Below are 16538 nucleotides of genomic sequence, written 5' to 3' on the forward strand. Positions count from 1 at the left end.
AGAACTGCCATCAGAGATACCTACAATCGTGATGTGCTTTTATGCAGCTGCGGCTGTATAATGAATTACATAGATACATACAATCCATTGGAGGGAATCACAAATGACAGATACTACAGGCAAACGTGTATTGATGAAATGCGAAAAATGCGGCTATCTAGAGTACATATCGGAGGAAGAACTCAAGCTCATTTCAGACCTTCCGCCGCATGATGATGAAGATCACATGCTCTGTCCTTTCTGCCTGAATGACATGTATAGAGAAGATTCACCTAGATTCCAGAAATAATCGATATTGTCAATTTAATTGAAGCTGTTTTCATCATGCTTATTCATCTTTCAGATGAATATCTATATCATTTTTCTGCTTTTTTCATTTTCACAAACGCATTCAATTTCTTATAAGATGAAAAAAGACGCAAATGCGTCTTTTATTCTACTGAGTCAAAATTCAATCGCTTTTGTTTTAATTTATGGTGTACTGCCTGTTTGACTAATGTATAAATGACTGCGAATGTTGGAACGCCAATAAACATACCAACAACACCAAACATAGAACCACCAATAATGATTGCGAACATTACCCATAATGTTGGTAAACCAACCGCGTCTCCCAAGATATATGGTCCAATGATGTTTCCATCACACTGTTGAAGAACTACCACAAATACCAGGAATTCTGCAGCCTTGAGCCAGTCAATCATAACAAGTATCAATAAGCATGGAACAGCACCAATGAACGGTCCAAATACCGGAATCATATTTGTTATACCAACAACCAAGGCAATCAATACTGAATATGGCATGTTCAATAATTTACATCCCACATAACAGATGATTCCAATAATCAATGAATCAACTGCTTTACCAGAAATAAATTTATAGAACATATCCGCTGTCAATTTAAATATTGAGGTAAGATCTAAAGCAACATTTTCAGGAACAATACAATATGTCACTTTCTTCATCTGTAATATAAATTTTTCAGAATCTAATAATAGATATAATGCAATAATGATACCAATCAAGAAATTAATGACTTGTGTCACAATATCACCAACATAGCTGACAAGCTTTGTAAATCCACCAGAAGCACCTGTCATCCATTTCGCAAGCTGACTTGCACCATCCATTAACAGATTTGTTAATGTATCGATCAGTTCTGTATCTTTACCACCTAACTGTTGAATCAGCTTTGATGCATTTGTAATGTAATTGGATAAGTTACCAACAAACATGGAAATAGAAGAAATAACCTGTGGAACAAGCAGAGAAAAGAAACCAATCAAAATGCCTAATAATGCAACAATCGATATTGCAACCGCGATATATCTCTTTGTTCTTTTAGAAAACTTTGCATTTTTTAACAGCTTGTTTTCCGCAAGATTTCTTAATGGTATTAAAAGAAAAGCTAGAATCATACCAAAGATAAATGGAAGCAATGCATGGAAAATAGATCCAATAGTACCACCAAGAACATCTAAATTTGAAATAATTAAATAAAATAAAACAATAATAATGCCAGATATTGAAAAAGCTTTGATTGCTTCTTTTGTTTCAGACTTTAAATGAATATTCATATGTTCCTCCATTGAAAAGATTATACCATTTCTTTGATATAAAAAATCTTAAATGAAATACACAATGCATAATGTGTCGTTTGATTAATTATATATATCATGTTTAAATATACTTGTCTTTAATCAAGAATGAGGTTAGAGAACTAGCTCTATAAGCCTCATACCAACCTGTTTTCAAAAAAAGGAAATAAGGTGGTACAGCTGGTAACGATTAAGAAAGAGTAAAAACGATCTCTTTCATTCTACGTTAAAAAGACAAGCGAAAGGAAAGGGTTTTTTTATGCCAAAATTTTATTTTACGTCTGAATCTGTCACAAGCGGACACCCAGACAAAGTCTGTGATCTGATCGCAGATTCCATCCTTGATGAAGCTTTACGTCAAGATTCCAAAAGCCATATGGCTGTGGAAGCAACAATTAAAGATGATTTGATTCTTGTCTATGGTGAAGCAGGAACAAACGCAGTTATCGATTATGAAAAGATTGCTTTACAGGTCATGAAAGAAATCGGTTATGATGAAGAATATCACGTACTTGTAAAAGTAAACAAGCAATCCAGTGAAATCAATGGTGCTGTTGCGCATGATGAAATCTCTGCGGGAGATCAAGGTATCATGTTTGGCTATGCTGATGATGAAACAGAAGAATTGATGCCTTATGCAATTATCACAGCACACAAGCTTGCCAAAAAACTGGAAGAAGTTAGAAGAAAGACACCATTCTTAAGACCAGATGGTAAAACACAGGTCACAGCTGAATATGTTGATGGAAAGCTTACAAGAGTTGATACAATCGTTGTATCTACACAGCATACTGCTGATGTAACACAAGAAGAAATCAGAAAGTGCATCAAGGAACAAGTCATTGATCCAGTCATTGATCCATCTCTTGTTGATGAAAATACCAAATATCTCATCAATCCATCCGGTTCCTTTGTACTTGGTGGCTCCTGGGGAGACTCTGGTACTACAGGCAGAAAGATTGTTGTAGATACATATGGCGGCTATGCACCTATTGGTGGTGGATGCTTCTCCAGTAAGGATCCAACAAAGGTCGACCGTTCTGCTGCCTACTATGCTAGATACGTTTGTAAGAATCTAGTTGCCAATGGTTTAGCACATAAGTGTCAGTTAGAACTGTCTTATGCAATCGGTGTTCAACAGCCAATTTCTGTATATGTAAAATCCTTTGGAACAAGTAAATATTCAGATGATGAATTACAGGCAATTGTATTAAAGAACTTCGATTTCTCTGTAAAAAACATCATTGATGAATTAGATCTCAGACGTCCAATCTATCGTGAAACAGTTAACTATGGTCACTTTGGAAAGAAAGATCTTCCTTGGGAACAATTCAAAAAGATTGAACTTTAATTAAAAACGAGCAGTGGCTCGTTTTTTTCATGTACATATGTATTTGACACTTCCCTTACATTAACAATTTCTATCTATTTTTCTGATTATCATGAAATAGGAATACCGATATTAAAAAAAAACAGATGAATTTAAAATTTCATCTGTTTTTCATTTCAATTACTTTTCAGCTTTCATCACAGCCTGACATCTTGGACAGAGTCCATTTTCATCAGCTTCTGTAGAGTAATTCCAGCATCTTGGACACTTTGTACCTGTTGCCTTGACAACCTTGACACTTCTTTCTGCACCTACTTCAACCGTTGCCTTAGAAACAATGAGCCACTGTGCCAAGCTTCCATTCAAGCCTTCATTTAACTTGTCAGCATCTTCTTCACATACTGTCAACTGTACTTCAGCTTCTTGTGCTGTACCGATTGTCTTAGCATTTCTGCTTTCTTCCAAAGCCTTCATGACATCAGTTCTAACATCAAGCAAGGAAGCAAATTCTTCCTTCAGTGCCTCTGCATTTGCATAAGATTCCACTGCTGGGAAATGGCAATAATGAACAGATTCAGCTTCGTCATTATTGAAATGCATCCATACTTCTTCTGTTGTATAGCAGAGGAATGGTGCCCAAAGCTTAACCAATGCATCCAGACACTTCCAGTAAACTGTCTGTACCTGTCTTCTTCTTGTATCATTTAATGCATTACAGTAAAGAATATCCTTTGTGAAATCACAATAGTAAGAAGATAATTCATTTACCATAAAGTTCATCAACACTTTAGAAGTATCAATATAGTCATACTCTTCACAATCCTTGCGAACTTCTTTGACTACATCATTCATTTTTACCAGGATGTACTGATCTACAGCTGTAAGATCATCATAAGCAACCATATCCTTCTTAGGATCAAAATCATTTGCATTGATATTACCTAACAAGAAACGGAATGTATTTCTAATCTTACGATACTGATCAGAAACCTGCTTAATATTGCTTGGTCCAAGCTTCAAGTCTTCCTTGAAGTCAGATGTCATAGCCCAAAGTCTAAATACATCGGCACCATTAACATTGATAATATCCATTGGGTTTACAACATTACCAACAGACTTACTCATCTTTTCACCCTTAGAGTCAACAACATAGCCATGAGAAAGAACTTCCTTATATGGAGCTGTTCCATTGACTGCAGTAGAAACAATCAATGAAGAGTTGAACCAGCCTCTATACTGGTCACTGCCTTCAAAGTATAGATCACATGGATAATCATATCCTCTAGCCTGCAATTCATTCCAGCTGGATCCACTATCGAACCAGACGTCCATGATATCCTTTTCTTTTGTAAAGTTACCATTTGGAGACTTTGGATTTGTATATCCTTCTGGTAAAAGATCCTTTGCTTCATGTTCAAACCAGTAGTTAGAACCATATTTACCAAACAATTCAGCAATATGATTAAATACTTCAAGTTCCATGATTGGAGAACCATCTTCATTGTAGATGATAGGAATTGGTACACCCCAGAGTCTCTGTCTAGAAATACACCAGTCACCTCTATCCGCAATCATATTATGCATTCTCTTCTGACCGAATGAGTTATGCCATGTAATCTTGTTGTCAATTTCATCTAAGAGCTGTGGTTTCAATTTATCAATAGAACAGAACCACTGTTTCACAGCTCTGAAGATAACCTTCTTCTTTAAACGATCATCATGAGGATAGCTATGTGTGATATTTTCAACAGCTAATAAGCATCCCTTTTCATTCATATCATGAATAACAGCCTTAGAACAATCTTCAAAGAACATTCCCTGATACTTGCCAGCTTCTTCATTCATATTACCTTGGTAATCAACAGTATTGATTGGAGCGATACCATATTTAGCACATACAAGGAAGTCATCCAAACCATGACCACCAGCTGTATGAACAACACCAGTACCATCTTCATCTGTAACGTGCTTGCCAAGTAATGTTGGACATTCCTTGTCTAATACAACATGATGATATGTAATACCTTCTAATTCTCTACCTTTGAATGTTCTTAGAACACCCTGGTTTTCAAGATTGAACTTTTCAAGCAGCTGATCAACAAATTTAGCTAAGAATACAAGTTTTCCCTTTTCTGTCTGTACTTCAGCATATTCAAGATTATCATTCAAACATACTGCTTCGTTAGATGGAATTGTCCAAGGCGTTGTTGTCCAGATAACGTAATAATCATCACTGTCTAATATGCCTTTGCCATCCGCAATCTGGAATGCAAGATAGATTGTTGCGTCCTTGACATCACGATAAACAATTTCAGAGTCCGCAACTGCAGTTTCATTGAATGGTGACCAGTAAACAGGTTTTAATCCCTGGAAGATCATGCCTTCACTTGCCATCTTGCCGAATGTCTTAACCTGTCTTTCTTCAAATTCAGGTAAAAGTGTGATATATGGATGTTCATAATCAGCAACCTGACCTAAACGCTGTTCAGTTTCCATCTGTTGTGCAATCTGTGTATGAACAAATTCATCGCACTTCTTTCTAAATTCAGCTGCAGTGATTTTCTTACGATCAACACCTAATTTCTGAATGGCATTTTCCGTTGGTAAACCATGTGTATCCCATCCTGGAAAGAATGGTGTGTAAAATCCTAACATTGCATGAGATCTAACGATAAAGTCTTTAATAGAACGGTTCATCGCAGTACCAGCATGTAAATTACCATTTGCATATGGTGGACCATCATGCAAGATAAATGCTTTTTCACCTTCATGATGCTTTAGAATTTCATGATAGTAGTTGTTTTGCTGCCACTGTTTTAAAATGCCAGGCTCTTTTTTTGCAAGATTACCTCTCATTTCAAAATCTGTCTGAGGCATGTGTAATGTTTGTTTGTAGTCCATGACTTCTTCTCCTTCTTAGGACACCATATAAAAAGCGTCCTCATTCTAAGGACGCTGTAAGCGCGGTACCACCTTAGTTTATGCATAGATACAACTATACATACTCTTGTTGGATCCTTTATCGCAGGATATACGACTGTTCATGAGGTGATGTCTTTTCAAAAACTTCCTTGCTGTTTTTCAGCTGCCACAGCTCTCTAATAAATTCCGTTTTCAAAAGCGCGTCCTCAATCAACGCAGTTTAGATTCCGCATCCTCAAGCCATCTCATATCTGGCATCTGAGGAATTCTGAAATCATCCAGTTGTTGAAGCAATTGTTCTAATTGTTTCTTCATATCACCTTTCACATCTGTTGCCTGAGAATACAGCTTTGTTAGATCAATTAATATTAATCTAGCAGTTGAAATGGCTTCACGAATAATTTCATCTGCATTTTTCTGTGCAGTAGAAATAATTTCATTTGCTTCTCTAAGCGAAAGACGAGCGATATTGTCAGCAGCTTCTTGACGAGACTGCTCAGTTGTGAGTATCTGCTGATATCTTTGCTTCATATCTTCCAGTGTTCTTGTTGTTTCAACTAACTGCTGCTGATATAAAGATAACTTCTTCTGAAGTTGTTCGATCTGTTGGGCGTATTGATCAATTGCATCATCTACCGCAAATCGGTCATATCCATTTTTCATGACTCTGAATGTTGGTTTCTGCGTACTCATGATGATTTCCCTTCTTATATACTCACTTCGATTTCTGCAAGGATGCGATTGCTTCTTGTCTGTTTTATAACACCAAGATACTTAAAACGACCATATCCACGAATAGAAATCGTATCGTTATTATCGCACATCTTATCCCCAGCTTCAAGCGTGATATGATTCACTTGCACAAGACCTTGCTGGATCATTTCTTTCGCTTTACTACGCGAAATATGAGCAATTCCCGCAACCAGAGCATCGATTCTTTCACTGGCAATAATCGCAGTCATTCGTCTGGTATGAAATACTTGGGAGGGATGTTCCTGGATTTCATGAAAATGAACACTCAATTGATTGATTCTTGTTAAGTTGTCTATTAGAAATCTAGCCATCGATTCATTTGTATACAAATAAATATGATCTTCATCAATCCAGAAATCTCCAAAAGAATGGCGATCAATCTGTAGATGCATCAATGCTCCTAAAATATCTCGATGAGAAATTTTACGAAACCTTTGATCTACTCTTGCAGAAATACACGTGATATCAAAAAAATCATCTTCCTCATCATAGAGAAAAACGATTTTCTTTTTCCGTGCTTCTGGATATCCACCAACATATTGTATGTGCTTTGATGGTGGAAACACTTTACTGACATAAGCAATTTCTTCTTCATTCAAGAAAGAAGAGTGCATTGTTTTATGCCATGTATTGCTTTTTTCTTCAAGATCGTATAAATGTGCAACTAATGAATCATAATCATCACGATTAGTCATCATCGCTTTCCAGGGAAATGTCACCTGTAACATTTACATTCTTTGGAGTACAAAGAATAACATTATGACCAATCTTCTGAATTGTTCCATCTAACGCAAATACAACACCTGTCAAGAAATCAATTGTTCTTTGTGCATATTCTCTCTGTAAACGATGTAAGTTTACAACACATGCTTTTCTATTCTTTAAATGCTTTGCGATTTCTTCAGCTTCTTCAAAAGATCTTGGTTCAAATAAAACCATAGACGCATTTGTAGGAATTGTATTTACTGAAGTCTTTGTAGCTTCATAAGAAGAAACTGGCTTTGTTTCACTTTCTTTGTACTGAAGAACCTGTTCCTTTTCTTCGTACTGATTATCATCATCTTCATATTCATCATCGTCATCATCTAATGGTGCGATAAAATTTTTTAATTTTTCAAATGCCATATTGTTTTCCTCCAATAACACGACTATTATAACACGCAACACGCTTTGATGAATATCATAAAATCGCTTTGTAACGCGAAATATCATCTTTTCATACGAAAAATACAATAGTACAATATTTGCATGAAAAAAATCAAAGAAAAACTATTCAATCGTTTTGCATGTATCTTGTATGCAATCGCAGCTGTTCTTTCAGCAGTCTATGGACTGGTCTATGGACCATTCTATGTTCACTTTATTGATGGCTTAACAATCATGGGTGTTTTATACTTTATGATTGCGGTTATCCTTTGGGGACAAAAAGGAAAAATCATTGATATGAATTCCATTCGTCTTAAAAGATTTTCTCAACATTCGCAAGATGCTTTTAATGAGAATGAACATTATGGCTATTATAAAGAGAAGAATAAATTCATTTACCCTTCTCTTCTTGTCTTATTGATTGCTTTTATTCTTGCATCCCTGTATTAATAGATACCTTTTAGAGAATGCATACTTTTTCCACAGTGTGGACAAACATCCTTTTCTCTAGATGAGTGAAAACCACATTCTGAGCATGTACATCCTGGTAAATATACAACACCATTGATGTAGTGCTCATCTTTTTTTGTATCATGGATCCAATGAGGAACTCTTTTTTTCATTGCATCCAAAGCAGATTCACCTTTATTTAAACGAATTCCTTTACCAATTACTTTTTTCTCCATATTCCTGTCTCCGGATACATATCCTACCACAAATTTATGGAAATACTTGTATTAAATTTTGTGAAATATTGGCTGCATATGATCGAATGTACAAATTTCATTAATTCCAATTTCATTTTTCAAGATAGCATACGCATCTTTGATATGAGAAGCTAAATATTTTGTTTCATGTGCATCTGAACCAACTGTAATGATTTTTCCACCAAGATCTTTATATAATTTTAGAATTGCACGAGATGGCTGTGTATCTTTTAAGCCATATTTCCAGCTGGATGTATTAATTTCAATCCCTTTTTCATCACGGATTGCATACTTCAATATTTCCGCAATGATATCTTTTTCATTCTCAAATGGATAAATTCCATTTTCATCATAGCGTGCCAGTAGATCCAAATGTGCCAGACAAGAATAATGATGAAACATCTGCATTGTCTGATAGATTTCTTTATAATATTCATCATTATATTCTTTCTGTGTTTTCCCTTTCTGGAAATCCTGCGTCCAGAACTCTAAATTATTCACCTGATGCATCGAAAATAAAACAAAATCTAATTCATTTTGATACGAAGCGTATAGTTTTTCGTAAGCATCTACCGTAATGGATTGAATGCCAAATTCCAATCCTTTCTTGATAGAAATTGAAGATGCATACTTTTTTTGATACATATTTAAAGCTGCAAAATACTTTGGATAGTTCACATTGGCTAATACAAGATCTACTTCTTTACCATGCTCAACCGCATGACGAATGATAATACCTTCAGGATCATCCCAATCTCTTTTTATGCCATAATCTACATGATCTGTAAAACACATTTCATCTAGATCAGATGCAATTGCCTGCCGGATCTGATTTTCCATAGGTTCATTAGAGTCATCTGAATACTCACAATGTAAATGATAATCTGCGTACATAATCTATAATCTCCTAAAGAAACTATACAATAAAGAAAAAATAATGGAAGAAAATCTTCCATTATTCATACAACGGATATTGATCCGTTAACTGCTTTACTTTAGCTTTTACTGTTTCTTTATTCTTTTCAAAATCACTTGCAACAAGATACAGACATTCTGCAATCACATCCATATCTTCTTTTACAAATCCACGTGTTGTAATCGCAGCTGTACCAATTCTGACACCACTCGTAACAAATGGAGAAAGTGGTTCATTTGGAATACTGTTCTTATTTAAAGTGATATTTACTTCATCACATGCATTCTGCATAAATTTACCTGTGATATTGAAATTTGTCAGATCAACAAGTACTAAATGATTGTCACTGCCGCCAGAAACAAGATGAAATCCGTATTTTTTTAAACTTTCTGCTAAAACAGCACAGTTTTCAACAAGTCTTCTTTGATATTCTTTGAATGATGGCTGTAAAGCTTCCTGGAAGCATACAGCTTTTGCGGCGATGATATGTTCCAGTGGACCACCTTGTGTTCCAGGGAATACAGCCTTATTGAAGTTATATTTCTTATTTGCTTCTTCAGTTGCTAAAATAAAGCCACCACGAGGACCTCTTAATGTTTTATGTGTTGTAGAAGTTACGACATCTGCGTATGGCACTGGAGATGGGTGTAAACCTGCCGCAACTAATCCCGCAATATGTGCCATGTCTACCCAAAGTACTGCACCGCACTTATCTGCAATTTCTCTGAAACGCTTAAAATCAATGATTCTAGGATATGCAGAAGCACCTGCACAAATCATTTTTGGTTTACATTCCATGGCTTTCTTTTCAACTTCATCATAGTCAATATAGCCATCCGTATTCACACCATAGCTGACAATATTGAAATAATTACCTGAGATATTTGCAGGTGAACCATGTGTTAAATGCCCACCTGCATCAAGGCTCATACCCATCAAAGTATCACCTGGCTTTAATACGGCATATTCTACAGCTAAGTTTGCTGAGGCACCAGAATGCGGCTGAACATTCGCATATTCTGCACCAAATAATTTTTTTGCTCTTTCAATGGCAATCGTTTCAATTTCATCAATACACTGACATCCGCCATAATATCTTTTGCCACTGTATCCTTCAGCATATTTATTTGTCGCAACACTTCCCATTGCCATCATAACTGCTTCAGAAACTATATTTTCACTTGCAATCAATTCAATATTATCTTTTTGACGCTGATATTCCCTTTCTAAAGCAGCACCAATTTCTTCATCTTTGCTTTTCACAAATTCCATCGTTTCTTTTACAATGCTCATATTCTTTTCCTCGCATTCATTGTTTTTTATTATACTAGACTTTGGATACATCACTGAAAGAAACAATGATCATTTTTCATAAATTCAGTCAGTTTTAAAAACAATTTTCAATTACATCAAAAAAAGAGATTTCAGAGAATCTCTTTGATTTGTAATAAATCTGTAATTGTATGTTCAATGGTATCTGGTACTTCTGTTTCTTTTTTCTGATAGAAACATGTATGCATATGACTATTCAAACCACCCTGCATATCAGATGTCAATGAATCTCCAATGATCATACAAGTAGAAGGATCTTGTTTCAGCTCTTCTAATGCATAATCAAAAAATTCTTTTGCGGGTTTAGATACACCAATCTTTTCGGAAATAAAGAAATGAGAGAAGTAAGATTTGATGCCACCAATCTCTAAACGATGCAGCTGTTGTTCATATGGGCCATTGCTGGCTACGCAAAGTGTATATTTATCTTTTAGATATTCCAGCATTTCAATCGCATTCTTTTCTAAGATGGCACTGTTGTATAATGCATCTCTAAAATACGTTTCAAACCTGACACCATCAAAATCAATATCTAATGCTTCAAATACTTTATTCCATCTGATTTTTTTCAATTCTTCAAACTGTAAAGTTCCTTCTTCAATTTGTCTCCACAGCTTATCATTTTCTGTATGGAATGTATCATACATCCAATCTTCATATGTTTTTAAATGGAACTCTTCAAAACCTTGCTTCATTGTCTGTTTCACATATGCATCAAAGCTAAGTAATGTATTATCAATATCAATCAAAACTGTCTGAATCATTTCACTCTCCTTCTCCCAAAGAAAATCTCGGAAACCCGAGATTTTTATTTACTTCCAAAGTACGTCTGGATATTCTCCACTTGCCTTCTTTTCTGCAATCTTCTGGACAACATCTGGCTTGTCTTCTTTGTAAGTTACACCAAACCATTTATCCTTACTGGAAAGCATCTTAACAGTAATCTTGCCTTCACTGACAAGTTCACCAACTGCAGTAGGAATTACATGTTCGCACTTCATTGGATTTGCTTCTAGATTCTTTTCCAGGAAGTTTTTGAAGACTGGTTCTAATTCATCAAAGATCTTTGGTGTAAAGCCCCAGAAGTTCATAGAAACTAATGCATGGTCATCAATTGGTTTCCATTCACCATTTTCTTCATATACTGCGTGGCCATCCTTTAATGCGATCTTCTGAATTTCAACGATATGTGAAAGATTGCCATCTTTTTCTTCACAAAGACCTCTTGTTACTGTACCATTGGCTGTTAATGTATTGAGACACTGGAAGCCAACCATTGCATAGTGATCATCACTGATTTCATTTGTCAGATAATCAAAGACAACTTTATATGCATCTCTTCCATAGAAGTCATCCGCATTAATAATTGCGAATGGTTCATTTACAACACACTTGCAAGCCAGTAAAGCATGTGTTGTTCCCCAAGGCTTTTCTCTACCTTCTGGTACTGTAAATCCTGTAGGAATATTGTTCATATCCTGGTAGGCAAATTCTACTTTCATACCATTTCTTGCAACTTTGTCTGTTAATGCGTTTCTAAAGAGCTGTTCATGTTCTTTGCGGATAATTAAAACAACTTTTCTAAATCCAGCCTGGTATGCATCATAGATTGAGAAATCAATGATAGGTTCTCCATGAGAGCCAACACCATCAATCTGCTTCATTCCTCCATATCTGCTTCCCATACCTGCAGCTAAGATAACTAATGTTGGGTTCTGTTTCATTTTCTGTTTTCTCCACCTTTTCTTATTTTCTATTATATCAAACTTTAGGATATAATAAATAACATGAAAAAAATCATATTAGCATCGAAAAGTCCAAGAAGAAAAGAACTGTTAGAAAAATGTAATCTTTCATTTGTTTGTGAACCAGCAGATATTGACGAAACTTTGAATCAGAACCTTTCTTTACAAGAAGCAGTCAAAGAATTATCCTATCGAAAAGCAAATGCAATTCTTGAAAGTCATCCTGATTGTATTGTCATTGGTTCTGATACCATTGTTACTTTAGATGGAAAAGTTTTAGGAAAACCAGCCAATGAACAAATTGCATTTGAAATGTTGAAATCTCTACAGGGAAACACACATCAAGTCATCACAGGTATCTGTATTCTATCTAAAAACAGAAACTTTCAGGATGTCGTAACATCCAATGTCACGTTTGATATCATGTGTGATGAAGAAATTCTTGCATATATTCAAACAGGTGAATGTCTTGATAAAGCTGGTTCCTATGGAATTCAAGGATATGGCGGCAGATATATTACACATATTGATGGAGATTATTATGCAATTATGGGATTGCCATTGCATATTGTGTATGAAGAATTAAAACATATTGGCTTATACTGATGAATTTGTTATCATATATAAGCTTTATGCCGATTTAGTATAGTGGCAATACAGATCCATGGTAAGGATCAGTGGAGAGTTCAATTCTCTCAATCGGCATGTAAAAACCGCATATTCTGCGGTTTTTTATTTTACTTTGTTGATTGTTTCCTGCATCGCATTTCGAAACACTTCAGATTGCGATATACCTGATTGTTTGCATGCATCTTTGAATTCCTGTGCAAATGCTTTTGGATAGCTTCCTCCAACACGCATATAGTTTTCCTTGATCCATGTATTCATATATTTGATGTTTTTTGCTTTTGTTTCTTCGTTCATTGATAAATTCTCCTATATAAAAAGCATAACATCTTACATGACATTATGCTTCTCACTTACTATTTTTTGTTTAAATCGTACAGGATACGCATACCTTTATATGCAACATCAGGATCGAACAAATCAATTTCTTTTGTTTCTTTCGCAATCACTTTACCAAGTCCACCTGTTGCGATTACTAAACAATCTTTCAGTTTCAATTCTTTCTTCATTTGTTTGATGATATATTCAACAGAACCAATATATCCATAAATCACACCCGCCTGCATACCTGTAATTGTATTCCCATTTAGAATGCTTTCAGGTTTCTGAATTTCAATTTCAGGAAGCTTTGCGGTTTGACTTGTTAATGCATTGGCAACAATACCTAGACCTGGTGCAATGACTGTATATTTAAACACACCTTCTCCACTAATATAATCAAATGTTGTTGCCGTACCAAAGTCAACAATAATGCATGACTTATGATATGTATGATATGCCATGGAAATATCAACAATACGGTCTGCCCCTACTTCACGAGGATTGTCCGTACGAATAGAAATTCCTGTTTTAATGCCAGGACCAACAATGATTGGATCTTTATGAAGAAATTTAACGATTGCGGATGTTAAGGAATACATGATCTTAGGTACAACAGAAGAAATGATAACTGCTTCAATATCATCATCCTGCAATTTTGTCATATCTAACAGTTCTTTGATACATAAGCCAAATTCATCAGATGTTCTAGGTGTTTTTGTGGTTAAGCGGAAAGAACCAATAACTTCATTTCCTTGCATCAATCCTAGAGAAATATTTGTATTTCCAACATCAATTGTCATCAGAATATTCATGCTTTTTTCTCCTTTAGACATGTTTTGAGTATTTTTACTGCAGTATCGTATTTGGATAGAATTCCAAATTCTTTTTCATAATCTTTTGAAATCAAAGTAACAATATTTGTATCCGTACCAAATCCAGCACCTTTTTCTTTCAGATTGTTTGCGACAATATAATCACAATTTTTCTTCACAAGCTTTTCTTTTGTTCTCTCTACCATGTTTTCTGTTTCCATGGAGAAGCCAATTAAAACCTGTCCATCTTTTTTATTTTCTCCAAGTGTTTTCAAAATATCCTGTGTTCTCTTTAGAGGGATAGACATTTCTCCTTCACTTTTATGAATCTTATTATCAGCAACACTGACAGGTGTATAGTCTGCCACTGCAGCTGCCAGGATCATACAATCCATCTCTTCCTGTCTAGATAGAACAGCTTCTGCCATATCTTTCGCACTCGTAACATGTACCATTTCAACATCTCGAATATCTTCGATTTGCCTTGTTCCACTGACTAAAGTAACATGTGCTCCCATATTTCTAGCAGCACGTGCTAAAGCATATCCCATCTTTCCAGTAGAATGATTCGTAATCATACGTACAGGATCAATTGCTTCACTTGTAGGACCGGCAGTCACAAGAATATGTTTTCCTTCCAGAAATTTATCTTCTTCAAAGACTTCTTTGATTTTATCTTCAATTTCATCTGGTTCAGGAAGTCTTCCCTTACCAACATCTCCACAAGCCAGATATCCAGAATTGCTTTCAAAGATATGCATTCCATAATTTTTACATTTCTGAATATTATCCTGTGTCACTGGATTCATTAACATTTGTGTATTCATTGCAGGTACAATCAGTTTCTTACAATTGGAAGCTAAGAATGTTGTTGTTAACATATCATCCGCAATTCCATTTGCAACTTTAGCGATGACGTTCGCTGTTGCCGGAGCAATCACAAATAAATCTGCTTTCTTTGCTAAAGAAATATGATGTACATCAGGTGTGTAGTCTATTGTAAACATATCAGTAATTACTTTATTATTGGACAATGTCTGAAATGTTAAAGGCGTAACAAATTCTTGTGCTTCTTTACTCATGAGTACATGCACATCATATCCCTGTTTTTTTAAACTAGATACAAGATAGCAAATCTTATAGACTGCGATACCACCTGTAATACCTACAATAATACACTTATTTTCATTCATTCTTGATTCCCATCCTCTCTGCAGCTGGACGAAGTGCTCTCGTTAATACTGGTACAACGATTGCAGCTAATACTGTTTCTAGAATACCATTTGTTGTAATCGTTGTGAAAAATGCAATGGCTAAAGCACCTGTTGTGATATTTAAAGCATCTGCATATGGCTGTGCAAAGAATACCCAGATTCCACCTAATACAAGAAGTGTATGAATGATTGTATTCAATGCAGCAGCTAAAGTTGCTGATAATGCTTTGTTATTTGTTTTTCTTACAATAAAACGATACATCATTCCTGATAAGTAGCCAAGTAAAATTCGTGGACCAAATGCAATTAATAATGAGAATGCATTGCCATGCATATTACCAACTTGAACAAATGGTGTAAATACAAAGGAAGTAATACCTGGCTGCATTGTTGCACGTACACAAGATGTTAAGCCAAATACAAAACCAATTCCTGCACCAAAATCAGGCCCTAACAATACACCAGCTAAGATAACTGGTAAATGCATCGTTGTAATGGATAATGCCCCTACTGGTATGTAACCAATCGGTGTTACTGACATGATGACTTCAATGGCAACAAAAAAAGCCGCCAATGTAAGCTGCTGAATGCGTTTTTTCTGACTGTTCATAGTTTTTTCCTCCTGCCGTTCATATTTCAGATACAGCGAATCTAATAACAGATATTTAGACGAAATCATTGAAATCGATGTCTTAAATAGATCACCGTCTCTTTCGCCGAAAATATTATACACGAATTCTTTTTATTCATAATCATTTTGTGAAATTTTTAGCTATGTAAGCGTTTACATTTTATAAAAGGCTATATTAGCAAAATGGTGAATTCAAGAAATAGAATAAATGAAAAGATCATCTTTCTTCATGTCAGCAATACGGAAGAAATCTGTGATCTGGTGCATTCTTTTCTTGATTGATAATAGAATTTCCTGTGTATCACAGCCTGTGTACTCTCTTGCCAGTGTGAATAGAGCTGCATATCTATTGATATACTTGCTCCCTACTCCATTGTAGCCTTTATACCATTTCTCTATGAGCCTGTGAAATGCATTCACATTGTTCAAATGATCAAGGGATGTATATGTTGTATGATCCTTCATTACTCTTATTTCGCAG

18 protein-coding genes, 1 tRNA gene and 1 pseudogene are annotated in these 16538 nt (G+C 35.3%); 5 read left to right on the forward strand and 15 right to left on the reverse strand.

The features are described from left to right. Nucleotides 1–103 precede the first annotated feature (103 nt). Nucleotides 104–289 (forward strand): hypothetical protein, encoded by a 186-nt coding sequence (locus tag ACTND6_RS08820; RefSeq protein ID WP_441023733.1) that lies wholly within the window; start codon nucleotides 104–106, stop codon nucleotides 287–289. A 142-nt stretch (nucleotides 290–431) separates the two neighbouring features. On the opposite strand, the gene ACTND6_RS08825 is transcribed toward ACTND6_RS08820, so the two are convergent. Beyond that, nucleotides 432–1580, reverse strand: a complete 1149-nt coding sequence (locus ACTND6_RS08825) for an AI-2E family transporter (RefSeq protein ID WP_441023732.1) — start codon at nucleotides 1578–1580, stop codon at nucleotides 432–434. A gap of 280 nt (nucleotides 1581–1860) precedes the next feature. Here ACTND6_RS08825 and metK point away from each other — a divergent pair, with 280 nt between their 5' ends. Then, complete coding sequence (gene metK / locus ACTND6_RS08830) at nucleotides 1861–2952, forward strand: methionine adenosyltransferase (protein WP_441023731.1); 1092 nt, start codon at nucleotides 1861–1863, stop codon at nucleotides 2950–2952. A gap of 159 nt (nucleotides 2953–3111) precedes the next feature. Here metK and ileS read toward each other — a convergent pair whose 3' ends face one another. From ileS to ACTND6_RS08850, 4 genes are all read right to left on the reverse strand, one after another. Next, nucleotides 3112–5832, reverse strand: a complete 2721-nt coding sequence (gene ileS, locus ACTND6_RS08835) for an isoleucine--tRNA ligase (protein ID WP_441023729.1) — start codon at nucleotides 5830–5832, stop codon at nucleotides 3112–3114. Between the two features lie 231 nt (nucleotides 5833–6063). After that, nucleotides 6064–6546: a DivIVA domain-containing protein gene (locus ACTND6_RS08840; RefSeq protein WP_178175633.1), complete on the reverse strand. Its 483-nt coding sequence runs from the start codon at nucleotides 6544–6546 to the stop codon at nucleotides 6064–6066. A gap of 14 nt (nucleotides 6547–6560) precedes the next feature. Next, the gene (locus tag ACTND6_RS08845; RefSeq protein WP_441023727.1) at nucleotides 6561–7301 is read right to left on the reverse strand and encodes a YlmH/Sll1252 family protein; all 741 of its coding nucleotides are present in this window, start codon (nucleotides 7299–7301) and stop codon (nucleotides 6561–6563) included. Further along, nucleotides 7294–7731: a cell division protein SepF gene (locus ACTND6_RS08850; RefSeq protein ID WP_441023726.1), complete on the reverse strand. Its 438-nt coding sequence runs from the start codon at nucleotides 7729–7731 to the stop codon at nucleotides 7294–7296. Before ACTND6_RS08850 ends, ACTND6_RS08845 begins: the two co-directional genes overlap by 8 nt. 123 nt (nucleotides 7732–7854) lie before the next feature. Here ACTND6_RS08850 and ACTND6_RS08855 point away from each other — a divergent pair, with 123 nt between their 5' ends. Continuing rightward, complete coding sequence (locus ACTND6_RS08855) at nucleotides 7855–8202, forward strand: hypothetical protein (protein ID WP_178175630.1); 348 nt, start codon at nucleotides 7855–7857, stop codon at nucleotides 8200–8202. Here ACTND6_RS08855 and ACTND6_RS08860 read toward each other — a convergent pair. From ACTND6_RS08860 to ACTND6_RS08880, 5 genes are all read right to left on the reverse strand, one after another. Then, nucleotides 8199–8438 carry a hypothetical protein gene (locus tag ACTND6_RS08860; RefSeq protein ID WP_178175629.1) on the reverse strand — a complete coding sequence of 80 codons (240 nt, stop codon included), beginning with the start codon at nucleotides 8436–8438 and terminating at the stop codon, nucleotides 8199–8201. The genes ACTND6_RS08855 and ACTND6_RS08860 overlap by 4 nt on opposite strands. A gap of 51 nt (nucleotides 8439–8489) precedes the next feature. Continuing rightward, complete coding sequence (locus ACTND6_RS08865) at nucleotides 8490–9353, reverse strand: histidinol-phosphatase HisJ family protein (RefSeq protein ID WP_441023725.1); 864 nt, start codon at nucleotides 9351–9353, stop codon at nucleotides 8490–8492. A 61-nt stretch (nucleotides 9354–9414) separates the two neighbouring features. Further along, nucleotides 9415–10668 carry a serine hydroxymethyltransferase gene (gene glyA / locus ACTND6_RS08870; protein WP_441023724.1) on the reverse strand — a complete coding sequence of 418 codons (1254 nt, stop codon included), beginning with the start codon at nucleotides 10666–10668 and terminating at the stop codon, nucleotides 9415–9417. Between the two features lie 131 nt (nucleotides 10669–10799). Continuing rightward, the gene (locus ACTND6_RS08875; protein ID WP_178176779.1) at nucleotides 10800–11471 is read right to left on the reverse strand and encodes a YjjG family noncanonical pyrimidine nucleotidase; all 672 of its coding nucleotides are present in this window, start codon (nucleotides 11469–11471) and stop codon (nucleotides 10800–10802) included. Nucleotides 11472–11519: 48 nt separating this feature from the next. Then, nucleotides 11520–12431 (reverse strand): nucleotidyltransferase family protein, encoded by a 912-nt coding sequence (locus ACTND6_RS08880; RefSeq protein WP_441023723.1) that lies wholly within the window; start codon nucleotides 12429–12431, stop codon nucleotides 11520–11522. A gap of 63 nt (nucleotides 12432–12494) precedes the next feature. On the opposite strand from ACTND6_RS08880, the gene ACTND6_RS08885 reads away from it, so the two are divergent. Both ACTND6_RS08885 and ACTND6_RS08890 read left to right on the forward strand, forming a co-directional pair. Continuing rightward, a complete protein-coding gene (locus tag ACTND6_RS08885) occupies nucleotides 12495–13058 on the forward strand; it encodes a Maf family protein (protein ID WP_441023722.1) in 564 nt (187 codons plus the stop codon). Between the two features lie 28 nt (nucleotides 13059–13086). Further along, nucleotides 13087–13157: transfer RNA gene (locus ACTND6_RS08890), tRNA-Thr, on the forward strand. Nucleotides 13158–13184: 27 nt separating this feature from the next. Here ACTND6_RS08890 and ACTND6_RS08895 read toward each other — a convergent pair. The 5 genes and pseudogenes from ACTND6_RS08895 to ACTND6_RS08915 all read right to left on the reverse strand — a co-directional run. Beyond that, entirely contained in the window at nucleotides 13185–13376 is a 192-nt protein-coding gene (locus ACTND6_RS08895) for a hypothetical protein (protein ID WP_441023721.1), read from the reverse strand. 59 nt (nucleotides 13377–13435) lie between these two features. Further along, nucleotides 13436–14206 (reverse strand): type III pantothenate kinase, encoded by a 771-nt coding sequence (locus tag ACTND6_RS08900; RefSeq protein WP_178176419.1) that lies wholly within the window; start codon nucleotides 14204–14206, stop codon nucleotides 13436–13438. A gap of 2 nt (nucleotides 14207–14208) precedes the next feature. Beyond that, the gene (gene coaBC, locus ACTND6_RS08905) at nucleotides 14209–15405 is read right to left on the reverse strand and encodes a bifunctional phosphopantothenoylcysteine decarboxylase/phosphopantothenate--cysteine ligase CoaBC (RefSeq protein WP_441023720.1); all 1197 of its coding nucleotides are present in this window, start codon (nucleotides 15403–15405) and stop codon (nucleotides 14209–14211) included. Further along, complete coding sequence (locus ACTND6_RS08910; protein WP_441023719.1) at nucleotides 15398–16036, reverse strand: ECF transporter S component; 639 nt, start codon at nucleotides 16034–16036, stop codon at nucleotides 15398–15400. Before ACTND6_RS08910 ends, coaBC begins: the two co-directional genes overlap by 8 nt. A 213-nt stretch (nucleotides 16037–16249) precedes the next feature. Continuing rightward, nucleotides 16250–16538 (reverse strand): annotated as a pseudogene (locus tag ACTND6_RS08915) (hypothetical protein); the annotation flags it as partial.

It is taken from the genome of Bulleidia sp. HCP3S3_C9, assembly GCF_052064035.1.
Lineage (GTDB): Bacteria > Bacillota_I > Bacilli_A > Erysipelotrichales > Erysipelotrichaceae > Bulleidia.